General features: G+C 74.4%; 23 protein-coding genes and 2 pseudogenes. 14 read left to right on the top strand and 11 right to left on the bottom strand.

The window, feature by feature from the left end:
* The first annotated feature begins 54 nt into the window (after positions 1–54).
* The 5 genes and pseudogenes from AQJ11_RS04045 to AQJ11_RS04025 form a co-directional block, all read left to right on the top strand.
* Positions 55–1797, top strand: coding sequence for an MFS transporter (locus tag AQJ11_RS04045; RefSeq protein ID WP_014672405.1), 1743 nt, complete (start codon positions 55–57; stop codon positions 1795–1797).
* Positions 1798–1950: 153 nt separating this feature from the next.
* Positions 1951–2601, top strand: coding sequence for a class I SAM-dependent methyltransferase (locus tag AQJ11_RS04040; RefSeq protein ID WP_014672406.1), 651 nt, complete (start codon positions 1951–1953; stop codon positions 2599–2601).
* A gap of 22 nt (positions 2602–2623) precedes the next feature.
* Positions 2624–3589, top strand: coding sequence for an N-acetylmuramoyl-L-alanine amidase (locus AQJ11_RS04035; RefSeq protein ID WP_208616427.1), 966 nt, complete (start codon positions 2624–2626; stop codon positions 3587–3589).
* A gap of 83 nt (positions 3590–3672) precedes the next feature.
* Entirely contained in the window at positions 3673–4464 is a 792-nt protein-coding gene (locus tag AQJ11_RS04030; RefSeq protein ID WP_237280821.1) for a DUF5336 domain-containing protein, read from the top strand.
* A gap of 112 nt (positions 4465–4576) precedes the next feature.
* Positions 4577–4795: pseudogene (locus tag AQJ11_RS04025) on the top strand (LLM class F420-dependent oxidoreductase); the annotation flags it as partial.
* On the opposite strand, the gene AQJ11_RS04020 reads toward AQJ11_RS04025, so the two are convergent.
* The gene (locus AQJ11_RS04020) at positions 4792–5361 is read right to left on the bottom strand and encodes a hypothetical protein (protein WP_014672410.1); all 570 of its coding nucleotides are present in this window, start codon (positions 5359–5361) and stop codon (positions 4792–4794) included. The pseudogene AQJ11_RS04025 and the gene AQJ11_RS04020 sit on opposite strands and share 4 nt — an antisense overlap.
* A gap of 173 nt (positions 5362–5534) precedes the next feature.
* On the opposite strand from AQJ11_RS04020, the gene AQJ11_RS04015 reads away from it, so the two are divergent.
* Complete coding sequence (locus tag AQJ11_RS04015) at positions 5535–5828, top strand: hypothetical protein (protein ID WP_014672411.1); 294 nt, start codon at positions 5535–5537, stop codon at positions 5826–5828.
* Between the two features lie 34 nt (positions 5829–5862).
* Here the strand turns inward: AQJ11_RS04015 and AQJ11_RS04010 are convergent, their stop codons facing one another.
* From AQJ11_RS04010 to AQJ11_RS04000, 3 genes are read right to left on the bottom strand one after another with little or no spacing between them, the layout of a single operon-like run.
* Positions 5863–6933, bottom strand: a complete 1071-nt coding sequence (locus tag AQJ11_RS04010) for a prenyltransferase/squalene oxidase repeat-containing protein (protein WP_014672412.1) — start codon at positions 6931–6933, stop codon at positions 5863–5865.
* Positions 6930–7682: a class I SAM-dependent methyltransferase gene (locus AQJ11_RS04005; protein ID WP_014672413.1), complete on the bottom strand. Its 753-nt coding sequence runs from the start codon at positions 7680–7682 to the stop codon at positions 6930–6932. The genes AQJ11_RS04010 and AQJ11_RS04005 overlap by 4 nt, the downstream gene beginning before the upstream one ends.
* Positions 7676–9076 carry a glycosyltransferase family 4 protein gene (locus AQJ11_RS04000; RefSeq protein ID WP_059261851.1) on the bottom strand — a complete coding sequence of 467 codons (1401 nt, stop codon included), beginning with the start codon at positions 9074–9076 and terminating at the stop codon, positions 7676–7678. The genes AQJ11_RS04005 and AQJ11_RS04000 overlap by 7 nt, the downstream gene beginning before the upstream one ends.
* A 220-nt stretch (positions 9077–9296) precedes the next feature.
* Here AQJ11_RS04000 and AQJ11_RS03995 point away from each other — a divergent pair, with 220 nt between their 5' ends.
* Positions 9297–9914 carry a TetR family transcriptional regulator gene (locus AQJ11_RS03995; protein WP_014672415.1) on the top strand — a complete coding sequence of 206 codons (618 nt, stop codon included), beginning with the start codon at positions 9297–9299 and terminating at the stop codon, positions 9912–9914.
* 346 nt (positions 9915–10260) lie between these two features.
* Here AQJ11_RS03995 and AQJ11_RS03990 read toward each other — a convergent pair whose 3' ends face one another.
* From AQJ11_RS03990 to AQJ11_RS03970, 5 genes are all read right to left on the bottom strand, one after another.
* Positions 10261–11124, bottom strand: coding sequence for a tetratricopeptide repeat protein (locus AQJ11_RS03990; protein ID WP_059261850.1), 864 nt, complete (start codon positions 11122–11124; stop codon positions 10261–10263).
* Positions 11125–11622: 498 nt separating this feature from the next.
* A complete protein-coding gene (locus tag AQJ11_RS03985; RefSeq protein ID WP_058080356.1) occupies positions 11623–13020 on the bottom strand; it encodes an FAD-dependent oxidoreductase in 1398 nt (465 codons plus the stop codon).
* Entirely contained in the window at positions 13013–14221 is a 1209-nt protein-coding gene (locus AQJ11_RS03980; RefSeq protein ID WP_059261849.1) for an MAB_1171c family putative transporter, read from the bottom strand. Before AQJ11_RS03980 ends, AQJ11_RS03985 begins: the two co-directional genes overlap by 8 nt.
* A complete protein-coding gene (locus AQJ11_RS03975; protein ID WP_244218085.1) occupies positions 14221–14850 on the bottom strand; it encodes a hypothetical protein in 630 nt (209 codons plus the stop codon). The genes AQJ11_RS03980 and AQJ11_RS03975 overlap by 1 nt, the downstream gene beginning before the upstream one ends.
* Positions 14843–15436, bottom strand: a complete 594-nt coding sequence (locus AQJ11_RS03970; protein ID WP_014672423.1) for a helix-turn-helix domain-containing protein — start codon at positions 15434–15436, stop codon at positions 14843–14845. The genes AQJ11_RS03975 and AQJ11_RS03970 overlap by 8 nt, the downstream gene beginning before the upstream one ends.
* A 973-nt stretch (positions 15437–16409) precedes the next feature.
* Here AQJ11_RS03970 and AQJ11_RS03965 point away from each other — a divergent pair.
* From AQJ11_RS03965 to AQJ11_RS03940, 6 genes are all read left to right on the top strand, one after another.
* The gene (locus AQJ11_RS03965) at positions 16410–17612 is read left to right on the top strand and encodes an SCO2321 family membrane protein (RefSeq protein WP_059261848.1); all 1203 of its coding nucleotides are present in this window, start codon (positions 16410–16412) and stop codon (positions 17610–17612) included.
* A complete protein-coding gene (locus tag AQJ11_RS03960) occupies positions 17609–18256 on the top strand; it encodes an SCO2322 family protein (protein WP_059261847.1) in 648 nt (215 codons plus the stop codon). The genes AQJ11_RS03965 and AQJ11_RS03960 overlap by 4 nt, the downstream gene beginning before the upstream one ends.
* Positions 18243–19418: an energy-coupling factor transporter transmembrane component T gene (locus AQJ11_RS03955; protein ID WP_244218084.1), complete on the top strand. Its 1176-nt coding sequence runs from the start codon at positions 18243–18245 to the stop codon at positions 19416–19418. The genes AQJ11_RS03960 and AQJ11_RS03955 overlap by 14 nt, the downstream gene beginning before the upstream one ends.
* Positions 19415–21280 carry an ABC transporter ATP-binding protein gene (locus AQJ11_RS03950; RefSeq protein ID WP_059261846.1) on the top strand — a complete coding sequence of 622 codons (1866 nt, stop codon included), beginning with the start codon at positions 19415–19417 and terminating at the stop codon, positions 21278–21280. The genes AQJ11_RS03955 and AQJ11_RS03950 overlap by 4 nt, the downstream gene beginning before the upstream one ends.
* Complete coding sequence (locus AQJ11_RS03945) at positions 21277–22113, top strand: ECF transporter S component (protein WP_059261845.1); 837 nt, start codon at positions 21277–21279, stop codon at positions 22111–22113. The genes AQJ11_RS03950 and AQJ11_RS03945 overlap by 4 nt, the downstream gene beginning before the upstream one ends.
* A gap of 333 nt (positions 22114–22446) precedes the next feature.
* The gene (locus tag AQJ11_RS03940; RefSeq protein ID WP_015493235.1) at positions 22447–22860 is read left to right on the top strand and encodes an aggregation-promoting factor C-terminal-like domain-containing protein; all 414 of its coding nucleotides are present in this window, start codon (positions 22447–22449) and stop codon (positions 22858–22860) included.
* A gap of 38 nt (positions 22861–22898) precedes the next feature.
* On the opposite strand, the gene AQJ11_RS03935 is transcribed toward AQJ11_RS03940, so the two are convergent.
* A complete protein-coding gene (locus tag AQJ11_RS03935) occupies positions 22899–24152 on the bottom strand; it encodes an alpha/beta hydrolase (protein ID WP_244218083.1) in 1254 nt (417 codons plus the stop codon).
* Between the two features lie 118 nt (positions 24153–24270).
* Here AQJ11_RS03935 and AQJ11_RS03930 point away from each other — a divergent pair, with 118 nt between their 5' ends.
* Positions 24271–24960 (top strand): YoaK family protein, encoded by a 690-nt coding sequence (locus tag AQJ11_RS03930; RefSeq protein WP_059261844.1) that lies wholly within the window; start codon positions 24271–24273, stop codon positions 24958–24960.
* 33 nt (positions 24961–24993) lie between these two features.
* On the opposite strand, the pseudogene AQJ11_RS50725 reads toward AQJ11_RS03930, so the two are convergent.
* Positions 24994–25672: pseudogene (locus tag AQJ11_RS50725) on the bottom strand (cytochrome P450 family protein).
* Between the last annotated feature and the right edge of the window lie 77 nt (positions 25673–25749).

The following is a 25749-nucleotide window of genomic DNA, read 5'->3' as shown; positions in this document are numbered from 1 at the left end:
GCCTGTGCATACGAGGTTTACCCAGCACTTATGACACGCGGAAGGCCCCACCCCATGCCAGAGACGACGACCGACCAGCCCACCCGGATAGCGGGCGGCGCCGTGGTCCCCGTGCTCGCCTTCGCGGGCATCGTGGTCGCGGTGATGCAGACGCTGCTCGTGCCGGTCATCAAGGATCTGCCGCAGCTCCTGGACACCGCCCCCAGCAACGCCACATGGGTGCTCACCTCGACCCTCCTGTCGGGCGCCGTCGCCACCCCGATCATGGGCCGGCTCGGCGACCTCTACGGCAAGCGCCGCATGCTGGTCCTCAGCCTCGCCGTGATGGTGGTCGGCGCCCTGGTCAGCGCCTTCACCGACCAGCTGCTCACCATGATCGTCGGCCGTACCCTCCAGGGCTTCGCCATGGGCGCGATCCCGCTCGGCATCGGCCTGATGCGCGACATGCTGCCGCGCGAGAAGCTGGGCTCGGCCATGGCCCTGATGAGCTCCTCGATCGGCGTCGGCGGCGGCCTCGCGCTGCCCGCCGCGGCCCTGGTCGCCCAGCACACCGACTGGCACGCCCTGTTCTACGGCGCCGCCGGCCTCGGCGCGCTCGCCATCCTGCTCACCTTCCTCGTCGTCCCCGAGTCCCCGATGCGCGCCGCGGGCTCCTTCGACCTGCTCGGCGCGCTCGGCCTGTCCGCCGGTCTGGTGCTGCTCCTGCTGCCCATCACCAAGGGCAGCGACTGGGGCTGGTCCTCGGGCACGACGCTCGGCCTGTTCGCCGCCGCCGTCGTCGTCCTGCTGCTGTGGGGCCTGTACGAGCTGCGCGTCCAGGCGCCCCTGGTCGACCTGCGCACCACCGCCCGCCGCGAGGTGCTGCTCACCAACCTGGCCTCGATCATGGTCGGCGTCAGCTTCTACGTCGTCTCGCTCGTCCTGCCCCAGCTGCTCCAGCTGCCCACCGCGACCGGCTACGGCCTCGGCCAGTCCATGGTCGTCGCGGGCCTGTGCGTGGCCCCGCTGGGCCTGACGATGATGTTCACCGCCCCGGTGTACGCCCGTCTGTCCGCCCGCTACGGCCCCAAGTTCACCCTGATCACCGGCCTGGTCGTCATCGCGATCGGCTACGGCGGCGGCCTCGGCCTGATGGACGCGGCCTGGCAGACGATCATCACGTCCGTCATCCTCGGCGCGGGCATCGGCCTCGCCTACTCCTCGCTCCCCGCGCTCATCGTCGGCGCGGTCCCGGCCTCGGAGACCGGCGCGGCCAACGGCCTGAACACCCTGATGCGGTCCATCGGCACATCGGTGTCGAGCGCCGTCATCGGCATGGTGCTGGCCAACACCGCGAACAACGTGAACGGCGTCGCCGTCCCGACCATGCACGGGTTCCGGGTCTCCTTCCTGATCGCCACCGCCGCCGTCGCGGTGGGGCTGGTCCTGGCGGTCTTCCTGCCGAAGACGGCTCGCCCGGCGCAGCACACCCAGCTGCGGGCGAGCAGTGAGGAGGAGGCCAACCTGGAGCGTGCCGAGGAGGTGCTGCGCGGGTTCCGGGGGCGGATCCTGGACGCCGGTGGCGCGCCCGTCGCCCGGGCCAAGGTCACCCTGATCGACCGCCGGGGGCGGCAGGCCGGCGCCACCGTCTCCGCCGAGGACGGCAGCTACGCGCTCGCCGTCCCGGCGCAGGGGGCGTACGTGCTGGCCGCGCGGGCCCTGGGCCACGGGCCGCTGGCCTCCTCGGCGACGCACTCCGGTGAGGAGCGGACCGTCGCCCTGGACCTCTCGCTGCCCGGGGAGGCCGTGAACGCCTGACGGGACGCCCCGGTCCGCCGTCCGGCGGTCGCAGCACCGCCCCGGCCGATCGCGCCGGGTCCCCGCGCCCCTCGCACCGCACCCTCTGTCACGCGTGGACAGGGGGTGCGGCAGCATGGGCGCCCGGACCGACGTACGACCGAAAGGCGCTCCATGCCCGCCGCTCCCCAGCCCGAGATCCTGGCCGCGTTCGAGGCGGCGAAGGGGTTCATGCCCCTGGACGAGGGGCTCGCCCTCTACGACGCCGCCGTCACCGCCGGCCGGCTCGGGCTGCCGCTGCTGGAGGTCGGCACGTACTGCGGGCGCTCCACCGTCCTGCTGGCCGACGCCGCGCGCGCGGCCGGGGTCACGGCGCTCACCGTCGATCACCACCGGGGCAGCGAGGAGCAGCAGCCCGGCTGGGACTACCACGACCCTGAGACGGTCGATCCCGAGGTCGGCCTGATGGACACGCTGCCCGCCTTCCGGCGCACGCTGTTCAGGGCGGGGCTGGAGGGGCACGTGGTCGCCCTCGTCGGCCGCTCCCCGCAGATCGCGGCGATCTGGAACTCCCCGCTCGGGCTGGTGTTCGTCGACGGCGGCCACACGGACGAGCACGCCACGGCCGACTACGAGGGCTGGGCGCCGCACGTGGCCGAGGGCGGGCTGCTGGTCATCCACGACGTCTTCCCCCACCCGGAGGACGAGTTCACCGGCCAGGCGCCGTACCGGGTGTACCTGCGGGCCCTTGGTTCCGGGGCGTTCGCGGAGGTCTCGGCGACCGGCTCGCTGCGTGTCCTGCGGCGAACGGGGGCGGGGATCTGAGGCCCCGGTTAGAGTCGCAGACGTGTCGTACGTTGGTCCGGACTTCGATCCCCCGCAGCCCCGCCGGCCCCGGCGGCGCCCGCTGACCGTGGCGCTCGCCGCCCTGGTGCCCGGGGCGCTGCTCGGCTGGGTGGTGTACGAGGCGGTCGGCGGCGGTGGCGGTGCGGACCGTACGGCCTCCCCCGCGCCGGCCCCGCGCGGCTCCGCGGTGTCCCCCGCCCCGGCCTCCTCCCCGAGCGGCGGGAACGGCAGCGGAGGCGGCGACGGCAAGGCGTCCGGCTCGCCCTCCGCCCGGCCGGGCGGTTCCGGCCCGCTCAAGGGGAAGGTCGTCGTCATCGACCCGGGGCACAACCCGGGCAACTTCCGGCACACGGCCGAGATCAACCGCCCGGTGGACATCGGAACGAACCGCAAGGAGTGCGACACCACCGGCACGTCCACCAACGACGGGTACACCGAGGCCCGGTTCACGCTCGACGTGGCGCACCGGCTGCGGGACCTGCTGGAGGGGCAGGGCGCCACGGTGAGGCTCACGCGCGACGGCGACAGTCCGGCGTGGGGGCCGTGCGTGGACGAGCGGGCCCGGATCGGCAACACTGCGCGCGCGGACGCGGCGATCTCCATCCATGCCGACGGCTCCGCCCCCGGCGACCGCGGCTTCCACGTCATCCTGCCGGGTTCCGTGCACGCGGGTGCCGCCGACACCCGTGCCATCGTCGGCCCGTCCCACGACCTCGGGGTGCGCATCGCGGGCGACTTCCTCCGCGAGACGGGGGAGCCGCCCTCCAACTACCTCGGCGACGGCACCGGTCTCGTCACGCGGACGGACCTGGGTGGTCTCAATCTGTCAACGGTTCCGAAGGTGTTCATCGAGTGCGGCAACATGCGCGATAGCAAGGACGCGGCACTGCTGACCAGCGGCGCCTGGCGACAGCGGGCGGCGCAAGGGATCTCTGAGGGAATCGTGAGTTTCCTGCGCGCTTCGTGACCGGCGGGCGGAACCGGCCGGACAGCCGGATCTTGCGGACGATAGTGTCTACCGACGACGAGACGACCTACGAAGGACCTGAAGTGAATATCCGCTCCCTCACTAGAGGCGACGGCGTGGTGATCGGAGCAGCGGTGGTGCTGTTCATCGCGTCGTTCCTCGACTTCTACACCTACTCCGGCTTCGGCGCCGAGGTCAGCCGGAGCGCGTGGGACAACCTGGGCATGGGCCTGGGCACCTACATGGGCGCGGTGATCGGTGCCGTTCTCATCGTCGTCAACCGCTGCCTGCCGCAGCCGCGCAAGGTGGCCGGGCTCGACCTGTCCGCGGTCGGCACCGCCTTCGCGATCCTGACGGCCTGGACGCTGCTGTGGACGCTGATCGACCTCGACAACGTGGACGCCGGCGCCGGTCTCGTCCTCGGGTTCATCGCCGCTCTCGTCCTGTCCGCCGCCGCCGTCGCCACCCCGCTGGTGCCCGCCCTCCAGGCCGCCCTGGTCCCGGCCCCCAAGCCGGTCGCCCCGCAGCCCTACGGCGCCCAGCCGCCCGGTGGTTACGGCTACCCGGGCGCCCAGCCGCAGCAGCCCTACGGTGCGCAGCCGCAGCCGGGGCAGCCGTTCGGGCAGCAGCCGCCGGCCGCGCACGGTACCGCCCCGGCGCCGCAGCCGGCCGCCGTGGACTTCTCGCCGTTCTGGTTCGCCGTGCCGGTGCCCCGTCCGCTGTTCTCGGAGGACGGTTCGCCGAACCAGATCGCCGAACTGGCGCCGGGCACCTGGTACCTGGCCGTCGAGCAGCGCGGTGCCGCGCTGGTCGCGCAGACCCAGGACGGCCGCCGCGGCGTGCTCCAGGACACCTCGGGCATCCAGCGCGGCTGATCCGCACCACCGCACCGCACCGGCCCCTCGCCCTTCCGGGTGGGGGGCCGGTGCCGTACAGTCGCCTCCCGGCCGATAGCTGACGCTCCGTCACGAAATGGGCACATGCTGCGGGACGGGGCACGCGGCCCGCAACTTCCACGCCGACCTGATGGCCCGCATGGGGTACGGGGCCGAGGCCCGGCGGATCCAGGAGCTGATCTCCCTGGTGGGTCCGCGCGAACGCGTCGCCGAGCGGCTGGAGTTGTGGCGCCGGGGCCCGGTGACGGACCTGCCGGCCCTGTCACCGGACCCGCACAGCCTGCGGGTGCTGGCCGAACTGAACTCCTAGCCCTTGGTGAGCTGGGAGGCCGAGGGCACCTGGTCCTTGACCGGGGCGCCGGCGCTCTTGCCCGCGTCCTTGACGTCGCCGATGACGTCGTTGAACGAGCTCACCGCGTCCTCGTCGCCCTTGCGGAGCTTGGACGGCAGGTTCTTCAGGGCCTCGATGCCCTTGCTGAGGGGCGCGAGCGCCTTGGAGAGGGCCGGGTCGGCCTTGGCGTTCTTCTGGGCCGCCTTGAGCCGGTTGTAGGTGAAGGCGCCGGCGAGACCCGCCTTGACCAGGGCGGTCTTGCGGCCCTTGGCGCCCTTCTTGAACTTGCCTTGCTTCCAGGGCTTGACGATCCACTGGTAGGTCGCGCCGGCGGCGAGACCCGCGTCCAGCACGAAGCGGGTCTTGGCGAACCTGCGCTTCTCCGCGGACGTGGTCGGGCTGGGACTGTCGACGGCGGGAACGGCCTGTGCCGCCGAGGTGTCCTTCGTACTGTTCTTCTCGCTGCCCCCACAGGCGGTGGCACCCGCCACCAGGGCGCAGCACAAGGTGAGCGCCACGACGAGGCGCCGTATCGGTACGGGCACGGAGTCCTCCGGACGTGTCCTCCCCGAGCGGTCTGCTTCCTCCGGCAGCCTCGTCCGGGGCGGCGGGATGCGCCACCCGGGGGACGCCGTCCGGGTGGTGTCCGGGCCGGGTCCGGGTTCGCTCCGGGCTCCCTGGGGGGTTTCACGGCACACCGCCCGGCAATCCGGAGAGTATGTCCCCTCGATATCGCAACGGCGCGAACCAGGCCGGGACGGTCATCGCGGTCGTCGCCGACATCATGGCGCTGATCCTCGGCCTGTGGATCCTGATGTACCTGTTGGACGCGAACCGGGCCAACAGCCTGGTCCAGTTCGTCCATGACGCGGCCTCCTGGCTGGCCGGCTGGTCCCACGACCTCTTCACCTTCGACGAGGCCTGGGCCCGGGTGGTCGCCGGATACGGGCTCGCCGCGGTGGTCTACCTGTTCGTGGGCCACGCCATAGCCAACCGGATGCACCGGCACTGACCCGGGCGGACGGCCGGGCCGGACCCGTGCGGGGTCAGCCGCAGCAGTCCGGGTCCAGTCCGGCCGGCAGGTGGTCCCCGCCGAACACCGCGCACGTGGCGTCGTGGCCGCCCAGCGCGGCCACGGCCAGCAGCAGCGAGCCGGCCGTCCAGGTGGTCAGCTCGCGGGGCCAGATGGCGTCGTCGTCGAAGACGTAGCCCGTCCAGTACAGGCCGCTGTCCGCGTCCCGCAGGTGCTGGATGGACTGGAGGATCTCCAGGGCCCGGTCGGACTCGCCCATCACCCACAGGGCCAGGGCGAGTTCGCTGGACTCGCCGCCGGTCACCCAGGGGTTCGGGACCACACAGCGCACCCCGAGGCCGGGGACGACGAACCGGTCCCAGTCCGCCTCGATACGGGCCTTGGCCTCCGCTCCGGTGAGCGCGCCGCCGAGGACCGGGTAGTACCAGTCCATCGAGTAGCGGTCCTTGTCCAGGAAGCGCTCCGGGTGGCGGCGGATCGCGTGGCGCAGGGACCCGGCGGCCAACTCCCAGTCCGGCTGCGGCTCCTCGCGTTCCTCGGCGATGGCGAGCGCACACCGCAGGGCGTGGTGGACGGAGGAGCTGCCCGTCAGCAGCGCGTCCGTCGTCGCGGTGCCGTCGTCCTCCCGGCGCCAGCCGATCTGACCGCCGGGCTGCTGGAGCCGCAGCACCCATTCGACGGCGGCGTAGACGGTCGGCCACATGCGGTCCAGGAAGGTGTCGTCGCCCGTGGACAGGTAGTGGTGCCAGACGCCGACGGCTATGTAGGCGACGAAGTTGGACTCGCGGGCGCGGTCGGTGACCTCGTCGTGGGCGCCGTCGGCGTAGGCGGCGTACCAGGAGCCGTCCTCGTTCTGGTGCCGGGCGAGCCAGCCGTACGCCCGCTCGGCGGCCTCGTGCTCACCGGCCGCGTCCAGGGCCATCGCGGCCTCGGTGTGGTCCCAGGGGTCGAGGTGATGCCCGCGGAACCACGGGATCGCGCCGTCCTCCCGCTGCACGGCCAGGATGCCGGCGACGGTCGCGGCGGCCTGCTCGGCGGTGAGGACCCCGGGCAGGACGAGGTGTTCTGTCCGGGGGGTGGTCACTCGGCGGCCACCCCGTCGGTCTCGGCGAGCCGGGGCAGGTGCGGCTTGGTCGCGTAGACCACGAAGCTCTTGCCGATCAGCGGGTTGAGGGCCTGCTCGGCGAGCCGGGTGGCGAACGGCTTCTTCATGATGTCCCAGACCAGCAGCTTGTGGTACGCCCGCACCGGCAGCGCCTTGTCGTTGTCGACGCCGAACGCGCACTTCAGCCACCAGTACGGCGAGTGCAGCGCGTGCGCGTGGTGGCTGCCGTACGGCTTCAGCCCGGCCTCACGGACCTTCGCGACCAGCTCGTCGGCCTTGTAGATGCGGATGTGGCCGCCCTCGACCTCGTGGTAGGCGTCGGACAGCGCCCAGCAGACCTTCTCGGGGCCGTAGCGCGGCACGGTGATGGCGATGCGCCCGCCCGGCTTGAGCACGCGGACCATCTCCGCGAGCACGCCCTTGTCGTCGGGGATGTGCTCCATCACCTCGGAGATGATGACGACGTCGAAGGACTCGTCGGGGAAGGGCAGGGCGAGGGCGTCGCCCTCCATCGCCGTGGCGGTGGCGCCCCGCGGTGCCTCCCCGGCCTCCTTCATCGCCGCGAACCACTTGGCGACCTCGCGGATCTCCTCGCCGTTCTGGTCCAGGGCCACGACCTGGGCGCCGCGCCGGTAGCACTCGAAGGCGTGCCGGCCGGCTCCGCAGCCGAGGTCCAGGACACGGTCGCCGGGGGCGAGCGGGAACCGGGAGAAGTCGACGGTCAGCACGTGGCCCTGCTTTCGGAGGAGACGCCTGCAACACTTGCCGGGGCCGCGGGGCGGCCGGGGGTCTGGGCCGCGGAGCGGCTCGGGGAGTGGCCCGCGGAGCGGGCGATGGCCTCCCGGTAGTGGGCCACGGTGCCCTCGGCGGCGCGGGCCCAGGTGAAGCGGTCGAGCACCCGTCGGCGGCCCGCCTGGCCGAGGCGCACCCGCAGCTCCGGGTCCCCGAGCAGCCGGTTCAGCCCGGCGGCCAGCGCCCCCGCGTCACCGGGCGGTACGGCCAGGCAGGTCTCGCCGTCCGGCCCCGCGACCTCGGGGATCGCGCCGCCGGTGGTGGCGACCAGCGGGGTGCCGGTGGCCATGGCCTCGGCGGCGGGCAGCGAGAAGCCCTCGTACAGGGACGGCACACAGGCCACCTGGGCGGAACGGATCAGGTCGACCAGCTCGGCGTCGGAGATGCCCTTGACGAAGTCGACGGCGCCTTCGAGGCCGTACCGCTCGATCGCCTGCGCGACGGGACCCTCCTGCGGGCGCTTGCCGACGACGACGAGGTGGGCGGCGGGGTGCTCGGTGCGGACCTTGGCGAGCGCCTCCACGAGGAACACCAGCCCCTTCAGCGGCACGTCGGCGCTGGAGGTGGTGACGATCCGGCCCGGCACCTCGGCGACGGCCGGATCCGGTGCGAACAGGTCGGTGTCGGCGCCGATGTGGACGACGTGGACCCGCTCGTCCCGGACGCCGAGGTGGTCCACGATCTCCTGGCGCGAGCTGCCGGAGACGGTGAGGATCGAGGGCAGCCGGCGGGCGACGCGCTTCTGCATGCGGGTGAAGGCGTACCAGCGGCGCACCGAGTAGCGGCGCTGCCAGGTGGCGGCGGCGTCCAGTTCCAGCTGCCGGTCCACGGTGATGGGGTGGTGGACCGTGGTGACCAGGGGCGCGCCGATGTCGCCCAACAGGCCGTAGCCCAGGGTCTGGTTGTCGTGGACGACGTCGAACTCGCCGCGCCGGGCGCGCAGATGCCGGCGGGCGCGCAGCGAGAAGGTCAGCGGCTCGGGGAAGCCGCCGGTCCACATGGTCCCGACCTCCAGGGCGTCGATCCAGTCCCGGTACTCCTCCCGCTTCGGGGTGCGGAAGGGGTCGGGCTGGCGGTAGAGGTCGAGGCTGGGCAGCTCGGTGAGGGAGAGGCCGGGGTAGCCCTCGTCGAGGACGGGGTACGGCTGGGAGCCGATGACCTCCACGCGGTGGCCGAGGCGGGCCAGCTCCCGCGAGAGGTGTCGTACGTAGACGCCCTGGCCCCCGCAGAACGGGTTCCCTTTGTAGGTGAGGAGCGCGATGTCGAGCGGTCGTCCGCCGTCGGCAGCGGGTTCCTGGTCGGCACCCGCTTCCCGGGCCTCAGCGGTCACTCCGTGCCCCCTTCTGCCTGCACTGTCCCGCGAGACTACGACGGGACGCTAATCTAGAACAAGTTTCAGACTTGATCGTTCAGGAGGCTCTGAATCTACCGGCAGGTAGGGGCGCTGTGAGCAGTGGATCAGGTGATTCACGCCACGGCGCGCCCCCTGCCATCCTGTCCGATCACGAGCCCAACAGACGGCCTCACCGACTGTCACGGAACGGGGACCCATGCCTGCGGAAGCCAGCACCTCGCGTCCGGCCTCGCCCCTCACCGAGCGGCAGGAGGCCCGCCGCCGCAGGATCCTGCACGCGAGCGCGCAGCTGGCCGGCCGGGGCGGGTTCGACGCCGTCCAGATGCGTGAGGTCGCGGAGTCGTCGCAGGTGGCCCTCGGCACGCTGTACCGCTACTTCCCGTCCAAGGTGCACCTCCTGGTCGCCACCATGCAGGACCAGCTGGAGCACATGCACGGGACCCTGCGCAGGAAGCCCCCGGCGGGCGACACGGCCGCCGAGCGGGTCGCGGAGACCCTGATGCGGGCCTTCCGCGCCCTCCAGCGCGAGCCGCACCTGGCCGACGCGATGGTGCGCGCCCTCACCTTCGCCGACCGCAGTGTCTCGCCCGAGGTCGACCAGGTCTCCCGCCAGACGACGGCGATCATCCTGGACGCGATGGGCCTGGCGGACCCCACCCCCGAGCAGCTCTCCGCGGTCCGGGTCATCGAGCACACCTGGCACTCGGCCCTCATCACCTGGCTGTCGGGCCGCGCCTCCATCGCCCAGGTGAAGATCGACATCGAGACGGTGTGCCGGCTGATCGACCTGACGGAGCCGACGGGGCGCGGATGACGCGGGCGGGGGAAGACCGCGGGGCACGCGGAGGGCCCGGGGACGCGAAGAGCCCGGGGCGCGCGAAGAACCCCGGGCACGTGGAAGACCTACGAGACGGGTTCCCTTCGCCGGTATGGTCCGGATCAGGTCCTAGGGGTCGCCGTCCGGCCTGACTGCTGCCTTTCAGCCTCTCAGCCCTACCGTCGCTGTCGGCCCGGGCGGATGCCTGCGCATCCCGCCTGAGTCGGCTACTCCGGTCGGACTCCCTCACTCGTCCCGTAGGCTGATACCAGGATAGAACGGATACCGCGCGACGGAACCCCTCATTTCCGACCAATTCCCCCCAATAACGCCACCCTCGGGGTCAGCCGACCACGGTCAGCCCGCTCCAGCTCCGGCCGATCGGCGTCTGCGCCGCCCACTGGCCGAGCAGGCGGCGGGCCTCCTCCTCGGGCGCCCCGAAGGACACCCGCTGGGCGCCTCCGTGGGTCTTCCGCTCCTGCTCGTGCGTGCCCTCGCTGCAACAGGCGCACAGGACCTCGAAGCCGCTCGCCGGCTCGGCGCCGTAGCCGTGCCGGTCGAAGAGCTCGATCAGGGCGTCGAGGTCGGCCGCCTCGCCCGCGTTCACCGTCGCGGTCAGCGTCGTCAGCTCGGAGGGCTGGAAGAGGAGGAGTTCCTCGAAGACCGGGTATTCGCGCCCCTCGACGACCCGGTGCCCCTTCGGCTCCCCGTCGTGGACGACGACCTCACCGAAGCGGCGCCCGCCGGTCACCGGCACGTTCATCACCCGGCCGCGCGTCGGACAGAGCCGGTCGATCCAGACGACCTCCCGCTTCCCGTCCGTGTCCAGCCGGACGCACGCCGGCCCGAACCGCCCGTCGATCTCGCCCTCCCCCGGCGGCAGTTGGATACCGAAGCCCTCCCAGGCGTCCCGGGCCGTCGCCCAGTCGCGCTGGATGGTCGCCGCGATGCCGAGGTTCCAGTACGCCGGGTCGCCCTCGCCGCGCGGGGCCCGGGCGGCGGCCTCGCGCCCCAGCTCGTACGCCTTCCCCCAGTTGCGCAGGAACTTGTGGGCGAGCGCGGCGTCGTACCACCACACCGGGCTCCTCGACGTGTCCGGGTAGTGCGCGAGGACCCGCTCGAACAGCCCGGCGGCGGTCAGCCAGTCCTCGGCGTCCCAGGCGTCGTACGCCTGGACGATCAGCTGCTTGGCCTCGGACTTGTCCACTCTTCCCCACCCTGCTCGCCGCGACGCGGTACACCGGAACCGCAGGAGCGTACCCCGCGTCTCCCGCACCCGGTGTGCCCGGCGGTCCGCGGGGCCCATCGCCCGGAGGGCCGGCCACCCGGCGCCCGAGGAACGGGGCGGAGACGACGCGGGAGGAGCGGAAGCCCGCGTGACGGGAGGTCCTGGAGCGCTGCGAGCGCCAGGGCGTGGAGGAGTACGACTACGTGCTGGGCGAGTTCTCCTGAGCGGTCCCGGCACAGGTACTGCCGTCGTGACACCGGTGCCGCCGCCAGGATCTGCCCGGCCGCGTCCGTGTCCGGTTGCGCCGGGTGGGACTGGCGGGCCGGGTCGAGGCGGAAGTCGTCCGGGGCGTGGTGGCGGCACTGGGCCGCGCGGAACCGGTGCCGGGGAGCGAGCCGGTGGCGTACACGGCGGTGTGAAGCACCTCCCGCTCGGCGGGCCTGCCCCGGGCGGCGCCGGCCCGCCGGGGCCGTCAGGTCAGTCCAGCCCGGCCGCCTCCCGTTCCGCCCGTGTCAGCGGCGGGCCCGGCAGGGGGCCCTTGCGGGGGCCGAAGGAGAGGGTCCAGAGCATGTCCGGGGCGAACAGGCGGGCCGCCGGGGTGCGCAGGCTCATGACGTCCAGCAGGCCGCGCAGGGCGCGCGGGTTCTCGGAGCCGGCGGCCACGGCCCTGTCGACGTAGGCGGTGAGGAGGCGTTCGACGGCGGTCGGCGGCTGGGGCGCGGCCCCGGGGTAGGAGGCGTCCTGGCCGACCGCGAGGTTCCACGCGTTGCCGACCGGCCGGGCCACCGCGCGCTGGATCCGGCGGGCGGTGCCGGGCGCGGTGGGGCCGTACCGGTCGAGGGTGCGGCCGAGGGCGAGCGCGCTCTGCGCGGCGACGGACAGGCCGTGGCCGTAGACCGGGTTGTAGCCGGCGACGGCGTCCCCGAGGACGGCGAAGCCCTCCGGCCAGGTCCCGGCCTTCTCGTAGAAGCGCCGGCGGTTGGCCGTGCTGCGGGTGGTCACCGGGTCGGTCAGCGGCTTCGCCTGCGCCAGGAGCCGGCCGATGACCGGGTCCTTCAGGCCGGTGAGCGCGAAGTGCTCGAACGCGTCCGGGTCGGCGGAGGGTTCACCGCCCCGGGTGCCCGAGAGCGTGACCAGCCAGCGGTCGCCCTCGATCGGTACGACGACCCCGCCCCGGCCGGGTGCCTCGCGCGGGTCGGCCTGCACGTTCACCACCGGGTAGCGCAGCGCCGCCGCGGCGTCGGGGGCCGCGTAGACCCGGCTGGCGTAGGCGACGCCCGCGTCGACCACGCGCTCCTCGACCGGTGCGTGGCCGAGGGCCCGCAGCCAGGTGTCCGCCTGGGAGCCGCGCCCGCCGGCGTCGATCACCAGGTCGGCGTACAGCGGGTCACCGCCGGGCACGCGGACCCCGGTCACCCGGTGGCGGTCGCCGGTCAGGCCCGCCACCCGGGTCCCGTCGCGCAGGGTGATCCGGCGCCGGGCGAGGACGTCGGCGCGGATCACCGCGTCCAGCAGGTCCCGGCTGCACACGACCATGTGGTGCCGGGAGTCGGTGAACCGCCGGAACCACTGCCCGGAGGGCGCCTTGCTGACCAGGTCCCGCATCACCCCGACGAGCCCGGCGCCCCGGGCGGTCAGCTCCCCGGTGACGCCCGGCAGCAGCTCCTCCAGCGCCTCCACCCCGCCGGACCACAGCAGATGGGCGTGCCGTGCCTGGGGCAGGCCCTTGCGCGGCTCGGGGCCCGCGGGCAGCCGGTCGGCCTCCACGATCGTCACCTCGTGGAAGCGGCTGGCGAGCACGGACGCGGCGAGCATGCCGGCCGTGCTGCCGCCGATGACGAGCGCGGTACGGCGGCGGGCGGGTATGTCAGGCATGTGAGGTGAGACCTTCCGTGGCGACCGCCTGCCGGCGGAACCGTTCGATGGCCGCCGCGTGGTTCCGCAACGCGTGCGCGACCGACTCCAGTTCGCTGTCGGGGAGGAAGGCGGCCCCGGCCCGGCCCGCCGGCAGCGGGCGGCCCCGGCCGTCGGGCGCGTGCAGCGTGTCGGCCGCGACCAGGATGTCCACCGCCGCCGCGATGCCCCGCGCCACGGACTCGGGGTAGCCCGCCGCCGTCGCCGCCGTCCGCGTCCGCTCGCGCCGCGTCGGGCACAGGAGCGGGGCGAGCTTGAGCAGCCCGTCGTTGATGGCGGCCCGGCGCAGCTCCAGACGGAGGGCGGCACCGCTGACCCGGCCGGTCGCGGGGGCCGCCGGGGCGGTGACGGCCAGCATGGTCTGCCACAGCGGCTTCAGCCGCCGGTGGGTGCGCACCAGCCGCCGGCGCTCCGCCGCCCACGGCCCGGCCTGCCCGGCGATGAAGCCGACGGCCACCAGGACCGCCTCGGCGATGGCGAACGGCGGGGCGGCGTACGTCGACAGCCAGTCCCAGTCCCGGCCGCTCCACCGGGCGCCGATCGCCGCGAGCTTGGCGACGTCGAAGAGGAGCCCGAGGGCGTAGGCCACCTGGAGGAAGATCACCGCCCGGCGCAGCCAGGTCTCCTCCACCTCCCGGTACCAGGCCCACAGCATGCCCGCCGCGACCAGCGCGGACACCAGGTGGGCGAGGAGGTAGAGCAGCACGAACTCGCGCATCCAGGGCGTGCCGGCGTAGTACGTGTCGAGGTCGCGCGTGCGCTCCGCCCGGTGGTCGCCGAGCAGGAACGTCGTCCACAGGCCGACGATGATGACGGTGTACGCCACCCGGACCAGGCGGGTGCGCCGGCGGCGCACGGCGGACGGCGGCTCCCGCCAGGTGATGATGAGCCACAGGCAGGCACCGCAGTACGCGGTCAGCAGCGAGTAGACCCAGAGCCCGGCGAAGTTGGGGATGCCGGCCAGCACGTTGATGCGGTGCAGGTTGGCCGGTGGCAGCGAGGCGAAGCAGACCGCGCCGATGCCGAGCAGCAGGGCGGTGGCCCGCAGGATGGGGTCCTGCCAGGCCCGCCGCAGCAACGGCAGCTTGATCACGAAGGCGACGGCGAGCAGGGCGGCCGGGACGGCGTAGGCGGCGAAGGAACCGGTGATGTCCCAGCGCATCAGGGTCCGCCGATGTTGCCCAGCGAGGACGACAGCCGGTCGGTGAGGGTGTCCTGGGTCATCCGGCCGGCCGCGCCGGGCCCCACGACCTTGGAGAACTTCGCGGCGAGCCGCAGCCCGCACTCCTCGGCCTCCCACTCGGCCTCGGCCGCCGACGCGGCGGGCGAGCGGGCGGCCATGGCGACCACCCGGTCCCAGGGGACGTCGTCCTCGGCGCGGGAGAGCAGCCGGCGGGCGGCGGCGGGCAGGCCGGACGGGTAGTGCACGTCCAGCGTGCCGTAGTGGATGTGCCCGATCTCGTGCCCGGCGATGACGAACTTGTGCGGGTCCGGGGCCCGGTCCTCGACCACGACGATGTAGTCCTCGTCGCGGGCGAGGGTGAGCCCGGAGACGTCCAGGCCCGGCGGGAAGGCGACGAACTTCAGCCGGACCGGGCGGTCGAGCTGCGGGCTGAGCGTGGCGCACAGCGCGTGCAGGAACGCCTCCGGGCCGGTCGGCGGGGTGAGGGTGCGGACGGTGTCGCGCACGAGCCGGTCGAGGAAGCGCCTCGGGGACCTGGAGTGCTTCGGCGGGGGCGCCGGCCGCGGGTGCGGCGCCGGCTTCGGTGCCCTGGCGCTCGGTTCACGCACGCCCGGCGTCCTCCGCCCGCTCGGAGGCGATGATCATCTCGGCCAGGTCGGCGAGGGTGGCGAGCTGCCGGGCGTTCATCTGCGGGGCCCGGGCGGCCAGTCGCACCAGCCCGCTCTCGCGCAGCCGCAGCAGCGGGTCCGCCTCCGCCTCCAGGCTCTGCAACACCGGTTGCAGAGCCTCGTGCAGCGCCTCCGGCTCGTCCGCCGTGAAGAAGCCCGCGGGCAGGCCGAAGAACCGGCGCAGCCGGTCGGCGTGTTCCAGGCTCGGCATCCCGCTCTTGCGCCACTCGCTCAGCCACTGCCGGCTTGTTCCGGCGATCCTGGCCAGCTCGTCCAGCGAGTACCGCTTGCCGTCCGGCCGGCGCCGGGTCTCGCGGATGAAGTCCAGCCGCTGGCGCACGCGTTCGGCGAGGCAGGTCTCGGGGGCCCGGCCGCCGGAGAGCAGGTCGACGACGACGCCGACGGGGATGCCCGTGCGGTGGGAGAGGCCGGCCACGTCCAGGACCTCCGGCAACCGTCCGGGCCGGCCGGTCAACTCGCCGAGCCGGTCCAGGACATCGGCCAGCGAGGCGTAGGCGTCACTCACCGAGGTCCCCCCTGGGCGTGTCGTCCGTTCGGTGGCTGGGCTGACGGCGAGGCTACCCGTTCGCCCGTTCGGCGACCAGACGTGACAACGCTCCCTGCCTAATTAGGCAGCTATCGTTGACAGTTAGGGGCGCCGTGGGTGAGGATCACGGCACGGAGAGCAAGATTCCGACCCGCCTCGGGTGCCGCGCACGGGGGAAGCGGCACCCGGGGCGCCTCCGTGCCCGCCTTCGGGCCGGGGATGTCCGCGAGGGCTTCCCGCCGACGCGGAGCGCCACGTCCCACCCGGTCCGACAGCCCGATGCGGTGCCGGAACGCGCATTCCGGTCGCGGCGTCCCGACCCGGACCACGGACCCCCTGACCGCCCCGGCGCGGCTCACGGCCCGGCCCGGGTCACCGGGGCCCGCTGCCCGCTGCCCGCGACAGCCGCGCCACGGTCACCGCCGCCGCGGCCCCCGCACCCTGACCGCCGCCCGGCAACTCGCCCCCGCCGCCGACGGAACGGGCCACTACGGCGCCCCCGCAGCGGGCCGCCACGTCCAGCGCGCCCGCCCCGCCGCGACCGGCCGCCCGGCCGACCCGTGTCTCGATCCCGCCCCCTCGGTGACCCCGTCTCCCCGGGGCCCTCGTGGCCGTGACCCCGGTCACCCCGTCCGGGTGCGCACGGCCACCCCTCGGCCCGCGTGAGGCGGCCGGTAAAGTGGCGCGGGTCGTCATCACACCCGTACGGGGGGAAGCCGGTGCAATTCCGGCGCTGACCCTCCCCCGGCTCCCGGCCGCGCTCGCACCGGGGCGCCCCCATCCGTGTGCCGCCAGCGAGGCGGTGAGCCGGACCGCCCCGGACGGGACGTTGACCGGCTCGCGTGCGTCGGCGGCCCGCCGCGCACGGCACCGTCGAGGTCTACGGAGCCGAGCCGCCCGGGGTGTCACCCGTGCGCCGCCCGGCTCCCCGCAGGAGAGGCAGTCGCCGACCATGAACGTCCGCCGCAGCGCCGCGGCTCTCGCCGCCGTAGGCGTGCTGGCCGCCGCCGCGCCCGCCACGGCCGCCGAACCGTCCCCGTCGCCGAAGGTGACGGTCCCGTCCGGGCTGTACGGCAAGGGAGACCCGACGTACGACGGCGTGTGGCGGCAGTCGCTGACGCTGCTCGCCCAGCGGACCCTCGGCTACCGGCCGGCCGCCGCGGCCGTGGACTGGCTCACCGGCCAGCAGTGCGCGAACGGCTCCTTCGCCGCCTTCCGCGCCGCCCCCGCCGAGCCGTGCGACGACAAGGTCAAGGCCGACACCAACAGCACGGCCGCCGCCGTCCAGGCCCTCGCCGCGGCGGACGGGCACGGCATCGCCGTCGGCAAGGCCGTGGACTGGCTGAAGTCCGTGCAGAACGAGGACGGCGGCTGGGGCTACTACCCCGGCGGCCCCAGCGACACCAACTCCACCTCCGTCGTCATCGGCGCGCTGACCGCGGCCGGCACCGACCCGGCGGACGTGCGGAGGTCCGGCAAGTCCCCCTACGACGCCCTGCCCGCCTGGTCCATCCCCTGCGACCAGGACGGCGGCGGCGCCCTCGCCTACCAGGCGGACAAGAAGGGCAAGCTGCTCCCCAACGCGGACGCGACGGCGGCCGGCCTGCTGGGCGCCCTCGGCAAGGGCTTCGTGGCGCGGGCCGGCAAGGCCCCGGCGCGGGACACCTGCGCCGAGGCCCGCACCCGCACCCAGGTCGCCGACAATGCCGGCGCCTACCTGGCGGCGGCCGTCGCCAGGACCGGCCACCTCACGTCCGCCCTGCCCGGCGCCGAGGACCAGCCCGACTTCGGCAACACCGCCGACGCCGTCGTCGCGCTCGCCGCGGACGGCCGGACCGAGCCGGCAAAGAAGGCCTACGCCTGGCTGGAGAAGAACGCCGGACCCTGGGCGACGCAGAACGGCCCGGCCGCGTACGCCCAGCTGATCCTCGCCGCCCACGCGCTCGGGCAGCAGCCGGGCGACTTCGGCGGCACCAGCCTGGTCCGCTCCCTCAACGCGCTCGGCCCCGCCCCGCACATGGACTCCGCCGCCGAGCACGAGGAGAAGTCCGACGACGACTCCGGCACGGGCCTCTGGTGGATCATCGGCGTCGGCCTCGTCGCCGGCATCGGCATCGGCTTCCTGCTCAGCGGCCGGAAGAAGCAGCAGCCGTGACCGTCGTCCGCCGTACCCTGCCGGTGCTCGTCGCCGCGCTGCTGCTCCTCGGCTCCGCCGGGCCGGCCGGTGCCACCGGCTACCGCTACTGGTCCTTCTGGGAGCGCACCGGCGGCCACTGGACGTACGCCACCCAGGGCCCGGCCTTCGTCCGCCCCGACGACGGCGCGGTCCAGGGCTTCCGGTTCGCGGTGAGCGCGGACTCGGCGGACGCCAGCCGGCCGCGCGGTACGGCGGACTTCGACACGGTCTGCGCCGGTACGCCGGCCGATCCGGGCACGAAGCGGGTGGCCCTGGTCCTCGACTTCGGCACGCGGTCGGACGCGCCGTCCGGCGAGACCCCGCCGGCGCGCCGTACCGCGTGCGCGCGGGTGCCGTCCGACGCGACCACCGCGGACGCGCTGGCCGCCGTGGCGAAACCGCTCCGGTACGACGCCAACGCCCTGCTGTGCGCCATCGCCGGGTATCCGCGGGAAGGGTGCGGGGAGCAGGTCTCCGCCGGGGGGAAGCGGAGCGGGAACGGGACCGACCGCGGGACCGGCGGCGGGCCCTCGCTGGGGCTGCCGATCGGCGCGGGCGTGGTCGCCCTCCTGGCGGGGGCGGCGGTGTGGCAGGCACGTCGGCGGCGCGATGAGTCCGGGTGAGCCGAAGCAGTCGTGCGGTTCCGGGCGTGCGGCGGCCGATCGCGCCCGCGCGGCGGTGGCCGCACAGCGGCCGGCGCCCCGCCTCTCCTCGGGGCGCCCGCACCGTGCCGCCCTGCACCCCGGGGCCTGGTGGCTCTGGGCGGTGTCCCTCGGTGTCGCCGCCACCCGTACCACCAACCCCCTGCTCCTCGCCCTCCTCATATCCGCCTCCGCCTACGTCGTGGCGACCCACCGCTCCCCCGCCCCCTGGGCCCGCTCCTACACCGCCTTCGCCCGGCTCGCCCTCGCCGTCCTCCTCGTCCGCGTGCTGTTCGCGGTGGCGCTCGGCTCCCCCATCCCCGGCACCCACATCCTCCTGACGCTCCCCGAAGTCCCGCTCCCGCACTGGGCGCAGGGCATCCGGCTGGGCGGCCGGGTCACCGCCGAGGCGGTCGTCTTCGCCGCGTACGACGGTCTGAAGCTCGCCACCCTCCTCATCTGCGTCGGCGCCGCGAACGCCCTCGCCAGCCCCACCCGCCTCCTGAAGTCCCTGCCCGGCGCGCTGTACGAGACGGGCGTGGCCGTGGTCGTCGCCCTCACCTTCGCGCCCCATCTCGTCGCCGACGTGCAGCGGCTGCGCGCCGCCCGGCGCCTGCGCGGCCGTCCGGACCGGGGCGTACGGGGCCTGCTCCAGGTCGGACTGCCGGTCCTGGAGGGCGCGTTGGAGCGTTCGGTCGCGCTCGCCGCCGCGATGGAGGCCCGCGGCTACGGCCGTACCGCCGAGGTCCCCGCCCGGGTCCGCCGTACGACGGCCGCGCTCACCCTCGGCGGCCTGCTCGGCGTGTGCGCGGGCACGTACGGGCTGCTGACGGCGGCAGGGGGTTCGTACGGGCTTCCCGTGCTGCTCGCCGGAGTCGGCGCCGCGCTCACCGGGCTACGGCTGGGCGGCCGGCGTTCCCCGCGCACCCGGTACCGCCCGGACCCCTGGGGTGCGCGCGCCTGGCTGGTCACGGGCTCCGGTGCCGCGGTGGCCGCGCTGCTCACCCTCGCCTCCGTCCGCGATCCGCGGGCGCTGCACCCCGGGGTCGTGCCCCTCGTGGCGCCCACGCTTCCGCTCTGGCCCGCCGTGGCCGTCCTGCTCGCCCTGCTGCCCGCCTTCGTCGTCCCGAGGGAGCCGTCGTGATCCGCTTCGAGGATGTCAGCGTGACGTACGAGGGGGCGGCCCGGCCCACCGTCGCCGGCGTCGACTTCGAGGTCCCCGAGGGTGAACTGGTGCTGCTCGCCGGTCCGTCCGGGGTCGGCAAGTCGACCGTGCTGGGCGCGGTGAGCGGGCTGGTCCCGCACTTCACCGGCGGCACCCTGCGCGGTCGCGTGACGGTGGCCGGCCGGGACACCCGCACCCACCAGCCGCGTCAACTCGCCGACGTGGTCGGCACGGTGGGCCAGGACCCGCTCGCGCACTTCGTGACGGACACCGTGGAGGACGAACTCGCCTACGGCATGGAGTCCCTGGGGCTCGCCCCGGCGGTGATGCGGCGCCGGGTGGAGGAGACCCTCGACCTGCTGGGCCTCGCCGGACTGCGCGGCCGGCCGATTGCCACGCTGTCCGGCGGACAGCGGCAGCGGGTCGCGATCGGCTCGGTGCTCACCCCGCACCCCCGGGTGCTGGTCCTGGACGAGCCGACCTCCGCGCTGGACCCGGCCGCCGCCGAGGAGGTGCTGGCCGTGCTGCAACGGCTGGTGCACGACCTGGGCACGACGGTCCTGATGGCCGAGCACCGCCTGGAACGGGTCATCCAGTACGCCGACCGGGTCGTGCTGCTCCCGGCCCCCGGCGCCGCCCCGGTCACCGGCCCCCCGGCCGAGGTGATGGCCGTGTCCCCGGTCTACCCCCCGGTGGTGGCCCTGGGCCGCCTGGCCGGCTGGTCCCCCCTCCCCCTGACGGTCCGCGACGCCCGCCGCCAGGCCCCCGCCCTCCGCACCCGCCTGTCCGCCGCGAAGCCGCCTGCGCACACCCCCGCCACCGGCGCCCCGGCGACCACGGTCGACCCCGCCGCCGCGGCCCCGGCCGATCGCGGCACCGGCGACCCCGCCGCCGCAACCCCAGGCGACCCGGCCGCCGTAGCCGCAGGCGGCCGTGTCGCCGGGGCGGTGCGGGTGGGCGCGGTGGCACCCCGCCGGCGTGGGCAAGCCGCACCCGCCCCCGGCCGGCCCCCGCACCGGGCACCCGGCGCCCCCGTCCGCCGCTCCTTCTTCCGCCGGCGCCCCGCCCCCGCCCAGGAACCCCCGCGCGGGCACCTCGCGGAGATCCGCGCCCTCTCGGTCCGCCGGGACCACGTCCAGGCCCTCCGGCGCGTCGACCTGACCGTCGCCCCCGGCGAGACCGTCGCGCTCATGGGCCGCAACGGCGCCGGCAAGTCCACCCTCCTCGGCTCGCTCGTCGGCCTGGTGGCGCCCGCTTCCGGAACCGTCGACGTGGACGGCGCCGTACCGCACCGCACCCCGCCCCGGGACCTCGTGCGCCGGGTCGGTCTCGTCCCCCAGGAACCCCGCGACCTGCTGTACGCGGACACCGTCGCCGCCGAGTGCGCGGCGGCCGACCGGGACGCGGCCGCCGCGCCCGGCACCTGCCGCGCCCTGGTGTCCGAGCTGCTGCCAGGCGTGGCGGACGACACCCACCCCCGGGATCTGTCGGAGGGCCAGCGCCTGGCGCTCGCGCTGGCCGTGGTGCTGACCGCCCGCCCGCCCCTGATCCTCCTCGACGAGCCGACGCGCGGCCTGGACTACGCAGCCAAGGCCCGCCTGGTCGCCGTACTGCGCGCCCTGGCGGCCGAGGGGCACGCGATCGTGCTGGCCACGCATGACGTGGAGCTGGCCGCCGAGCTGGCCCACCGGGTGGTGCTGCTCGCCGAGGGAGAGGTGATCGCCGACGGGCCGACGGCGGAGATCGTGGTGTCCTCCCCGTCCTTCGCACCGCAGGTGACCAAGATCCTGGCCCCGCAGCAGTGGCTGACGGTGGCCCAGGTGCGGGAGGCGCTGACGTGAGCCACGGCACACGCACCGCCGTACGGACGCGCGCCGTCCGCCTCGGTCCCCGCTCGCTCGCCGCACTGGCGCTGACCAGCGCGGTCGGTGTGGTCGCCTTCGGCTGGCCGTTCCTCGCCCCGCCCGCCTCCCAGCTCAACGCGCACGCCCAGGACGCGCCCTGGCTCTTCTCCGGACTGCTGGTGCTGCTGGTGGCGGTGGTCGCGGCGACGATCTCGGAGTCGGACCTCGGCCCGAAGGCCGTGGCCATGCTGGGCGTGCTGGCCGCGACGGGGGCGGCGTTGCGGCCGATCGGCGCGGGTACGGCGGGGCTGGAGCCCATGTTCTTCCTGATGGTGCTCAGCGGGCGGGTGCTCGGTCCGGGCTTCGGCTTCGCGCTGGGCTCGGTGACGATGTTCGCGTCCGCGCTGCTCACGGGCGGGGTCGGACCGTGGCTGCCGTTCCAGATGCTGGCGATGGGCTGGTTCACCATGGGCGCGGGCCTGCTGCCCGGACCGGTCCGGCTGCGCGGTCGCGGTGAGCTGCTGCTGCTCGCCGGCTACGGATTTCTCGCCGCCTTCGCCTACGGCACGTGCATGAACCTGGCCGGCTGGCCCTTCCTGGACGCGGCGGCCTCGAACATCTCCTTCCGCGGCGGCGCCCCGGTCGCCGAGAACCTGGCCCACTTCGTCGCCTACTGCCTGGCCACCTCGATCGGCTGGGACCTGGGCCGGGCGCTGTGCACGGTGGTGCTGACCGTCGTCCTCGGTCCGGCGGTGCTGCGGGCGCTGCGCCGGGCCACGCGACGGGCCGCTTTCGAGACCGCGGTCACATTCGACGGTCCCGCTCGGTGAGGTTTCGCTTCCGGAACGTGAGCGGTCCGGTGAAGCGCCCCACATGACGCACGTCACCTACGACCCGGGATCGTAGTCCTATTTGTCGGATACACCCACTCATGCACACCTTCTGACCTGCACTTTGCGACCCAGATCACAGAGGCGACGTTTGCCGCCGATCCGGTCACAACTAGTAAAAGGGGTCATTGCGGACGGGTTCCGGGCCTGCTTCTCTGGACGACGTCGCCAGGCGCCACGAGCCCACCCGGGCCGCGGCGCCGCCGCATGAGGCCACACCACGTGGTCCTTCCCATGCGGGTGATCCCCCGTCCCCGACGCAAGAGGTTCTCCGTGTCCGTCTCGTTCATCCGCCGTATCGCTTCCCCGAAGAAGGCCCTCACCACCGCCGCCCTGGCCGCCGCCACCGCCGGGATGGCTCTGACCGCGGCGCCCGCCCAGGCCGCCACGACGTCGGCCTCCTCCGCCCAGGCGATCGCGCACCAGATGATCCCGGACGCCGCGCAGTTCAACGCGTTCAGCAAGATCGTCGAGCACGAGAGCGGCTGGAACCCCGCCGCCACCAACAGCTCGTCCGGTGCCTACGGCCTCGTCCAGGCCCTGCCGGCCTCGAAGATGTCCTCCGCCGGCGCCGACTGGAAGACCAACCCGGCCACCCAGATCAAGTGGGGCCTGGACTACATGAACTCCCGCTACGGCAGCCCGGCCAAGGCCTGGAGCTTCTGGCAGGCCAACGGCTGGTACTGAGCCACCCGGCACCCAGCCGCCGGCCGTCCGGCCGCCCCTCACCGAGCCGTGCCCCCGCTGAACCAGCGCGCGATGCCGGCCAGCGCGGCCCGGTCCGACCCGAAGTGGTCGACCGGTCCCACCTCCAGCACCCGCACCCTCGCCCCCCGCTGGGCGAGGGTGCGCGCGCATGTCCGGGCGTTGCCGATGGGTACGTCGGTGTCGCGGTTGCCCGCGTACAGCCGTACCGGTACCTCGGGCTTCCAGTCGCAGGCGTGGCCGTTGGCGCGCAGGGCCGCGAGCAGTCCGCCGGAGGGCTCGCGGAGCTGCCGGTAGAAGCGGTCGGTGAGCAACTGCCGCACGGTCGGGGCGAGCCGGCGCACGATGTCCTCGTCCTTGTGCCGCCCGTCGAAGAGCCGCTCGACCCGCCCGGCGTACGGCTGCCGGAACACCTCGGCGGGGTCCTTGTAGATGGGGTGCAGGCGGTTCTGGGCCACGAGGAAGTAGGAGAGGTAGAACACCCCGCTCACGTCGTTGACCCGGCCGTCGGTCAGCGCCGGCTCCTCGGTGCCCTGGAGGTCGTACGGCCCCGCCACCGGCGCGACGGCCTTCAGTCGGAAGCCGGCCGCGTCCCCGCCCTGCACCGCCCGGGCCAGCGCCATCGCCACCTGCCCGCCCTGGGAGAAGCCGGTGACGTACAGGTCGCCGGTCAGCGAGCGCCCCAGCAGCCCGGCCGCCGTCCGGCTCGCGTGCAGCATGTCCACCGAGGCGGTCACCGCGGACCGGGTGTCCATGTAGGGGTGCCGGCCGGGCCCCTCCCCCAGGCCCAGGTAGTCGGGCGCGGCCACCGCGCGCCCCGTGGCGGCGAAGAGGTACGACTGCGTCCGCGCGGCCTCGGCCACGGAGGGCGCGTAGGACCGGTTGGCCATGGTGCCGTGCGTGTCGGAGACGAGCCCGAGGCGGTGCCCGCCGCCGGACGGGACGGTGAGCAGACCGGTGGCGGTGGTCGGCCGGCCCTGCGGGTCCACCGTGCGGTACGTCACCCGGTAGGCGAGGACGCCGTAGCGCACCGGGGCGGCGCCGATGTGCTGCGCGCGCAGGGCCCGGGCGACCTCCGTACGGCTGTGCGCGGCGACCGGTACGACGGACACGACCTCCCCGCGCTCACCGGAGCGCTGTCCGTCGGCGCCGGGGATCCCCGGCGCCACCCCGGCGACCCCGACGAGCGCCAGGGCACCCAGGGTGACCGCGGGGCCCTTGCGGATGGGCCGACCGGGCTGCTTTTCCACCGTGTTGCGCGTGTCCTGAGTCATGTCCCGAACGCTACGGACGCACGCTGCGCCCGGACATCCGAGAGCCCCCCGTCCTCGGGTGGACTTCTTTCGCGCGCCGGGTGGACTTCTTTCCACCTCCCGTCCCCTCGGAGGAACGATGACGACGCCGACGCCGCCGGTACGGGACCCGGAGACGCGCGGACTGCGCCTGGTGGCCGTGCTGCTGGCGCTGACCGTGGTCAGCGGCCTGATCGACGCCGTCAGCTTCCTGGGCCTGGGCCGGGTCTTCACGGCCAACGTGACCGGCAGCGTGGTCATCCTCGGCTTCGCCGCGGCCGGCGTCCCGGGCTTCTCCGTGCGCCACGCGGTCATGTCCCTGGTCTGCTTCCTGCTGGGCGCGGTGACCGGCGGCCGGGTGACGGGCCGGTACGGCCGCGGCTCCCGCCGCCGCGCGGCCCGGCTGGCCCTGGCGGTGGAGGCGGTGCTGGTCGGGGTGGCGGCGGCCGTGGCCTTCGCCCGGCCGGACACCACCGGAACCCGGGACGCCCTGATCGTCCTCACGGCCTTCGCGATGGGCCTGCGCACCGCGACGGTCCGCTCGTTCCGCGTGCCCGACCTGATCACCACGACCGTCGTGACGATGACCCTGACCGGCCTGGCCTCCGAGTCCCGCCTCGGTGACGCCACGCAGCACCGCACCCTGCGCCGCGCGGCCTCGGTGTTCGCGATGGCCGGCGGTGCCTGCCTGGGCGCCTGGCTGGTCCTCCACCACGGCCTGGGCACCCCCCTGCTGCTGGCGGCACTGGCGTCGGGCGCCCTGGCGGTGGCGGCCTCGGGCCGGGAGTGACGGCCGCGGACGGCGACCCGGCGGCCGGTCCCGTCACCCGGCGCTGACCCGGAGTTCCTTGACGCCGTTGATCCAGGCCGGGCGCAGCCGGCGGGGGCTGTCGGCCAGGCGCAGGCCGGGTATGGCGTCGGCGACGGCGCCGAAGACGAGGTCGATCTCCAGGACGGCGAGGGACTTGACGAGGCAGGAGCGGGGGCCGCCTCCGCCGAAGCCCAGGTGGGGGTTGGGTCACGGCTTGTTGGACCGGTCGAAGATCCTGGACCGGTCGCCCTGCGGGACCCCGATCAGCTCGGCGATGGCCTGGAGCGGCAGTTCGCAGGCGACCTCGGTGACGAAGTCGAAGGGCCCGGAGCGGGCGCGGGCGGCGGCGATCGCCTCGGCGCGGGCCCGCAGCCGGTCCTCCAGCGCGCGGACGGAGCGTGGCGTGAACCCGCGCTGCGCTATCTGGCGCACCCGCGTATGTTCCGGTGGATCCATGTTGAGCAGGATCAGCCGCTGCGCGTCGGTCGCCTCGCGCCGGATGTGCTCGTCGAAGCGGATGATCGCGGTGTTGAGGGAGGAGGAGAAGAGTTCCGGGTGCGTGGAGACGTACCTGACGTCGGCGTGCCGGGTCACGGCCCAGTAGCCGGTGTTCGGCGAAGCCCGCGATGCCGCGCCGCTGCGGGATCCAGCGGACCGGCTCGGTACGGCGCAGCTCGGCGAACTCCGGCAGGGGGCAGCGCTGGACAGGGCATCGGCGACTCCAGCCGTCCGACGGTCCATCAGCGGGTACCGCGAAGGCAGTAACGC

The sequence above is a fragment of the Streptomyces corchorusii genome (assembly GCF_001514055.1).
In the GTDB taxonomy this organism is placed as follows: Bacteria; Actinomycetota; Actinomycetes; order Streptomycetales; family Streptomycetaceae; genus Streptomyces; species Streptomyces olivaceoviridis.
This window is presented reverse-complemented; position numbering and strand designations above follow the sequence as displayed.

What these genes read in the sequence shown, in the direction of transcription:
- AQJ11_RS04045 (WP_014672405.1), top strand. Translation starts at nt 55, where the DNA reads ATGCCAGAGACGACGACCGACCAGCCCACCCGGATAGCGGGCGGCGCC.
- AQJ11_RS04040 (WP_014672406.1), top strand. Translation starts at nt 1,951, where the DNA reads ATGCCCGCCGCTCCCCAGCCCGAGATCCTGGCCGCGTTCGAGGCGGCG.
- AQJ11_RS04015 (WP_014672411.1), top strand. Translation starts at nt 5,535, where the DNA reads ATGTCCCCTCGATATCGCAACGGCGCGAACCAGGCCGGGACGGTCATC.
- AQJ11_RS03995 (WP_014672415.1), top strand. Translation starts at nt 9,297, where the DNA reads ATGCCTGCGGAAGCCAGCACCTCGCGTCCGGCCTCGCCCCTCACCGAG.
- AQJ11_RS03985 (WP_058080356.1), bottom strand. Translation starts at nt 13,020, where the DNA reads ATGCCTGACATACCCGCCCGCCGCCGTACCGCGCTCGTCATCGGCGGC.
- AQJ11_RS03980 (WP_059261849.1), bottom strand. Translation starts at nt 14,221, where the DNA reads ATGCGCTGGGACATCACCGGTTCCTTCGCCGCCTACGCCGTCCCGGCC.
- AQJ11_RS03965 (WP_059261848.1), top strand. Translation starts at nt 16,410, where the DNA reads ATGAACGTCCGCCGCAGCGCCGCGGCTCTCGCCGCCGTAGGCGTGCTG.
- AQJ11_RS03955 (WP_244218084.1), top strand. Translation starts at nt 18,243, where the DNA reads ATGAGTCCGGGTGAGCCGAAGCAGTCGTGCGGTTCCGGGCGTGCGGCG.
- AQJ11_RS03935 (WP_244218083.1), bottom strand. Translation starts at nt 24,152, where the DNA reads ATGACTCAGGACACGCGCAACACGGTGGAAAAGCAGCCCGGTCGGCCC.
- AQJ11_RS03930 (WP_059261844.1), top strand. Translation starts at nt 24,271, where the DNA reads ATGACGACGCCGACGCCGCCGGTACGGGACCCGGAGACGCGCGGACTG.